General features: G+C 50.0%; 1 pseudogene. It reads right to left on the bottom strand.

What is annotated here, in order from left to right:
• Positions 1-233, bottom strand: a pseudogene (locus N8M09_RS11060) (MSCRAMM family adhesin SdrC); the annotation flags it as partial.
• Positions 234-242: the final 9 nt, after the last annotated feature.

The following is a 242-nucleotide window of genomic DNA, read 5'->3' on the forward strand; positions in this document are numbered from 1 at the left end:
GCAAGCACATCAGCGTCTGACTCAGCGTCAACAAGAGCGAGAGAATCAGCAAGCACATCTGCCTCTGACTCAGCGTCAACAAGTGCTTCAGATTCAGCAAGCACATCAGCATCTGAGTCAGCATCAACAAGTGCATCAGCTTCAGCAAGCACATCAGCTTCTGAGTCAGCATCAACAAGTGCATCAGCGTCAGCAAGCACAAGCGCTTCTGAGTCAGCAACAACAAGTACCACCGCTTAATC

Origin of the sequence: Streptococcus mitis, assembly GCF_946190375.1 — a bacterium.
Taxonomy (GTDB): Bacteria; Bacillota; Bacilli; order Lactobacillales; family Streptococcaceae; genus Streptococcus; species Streptococcus mitis_CJ.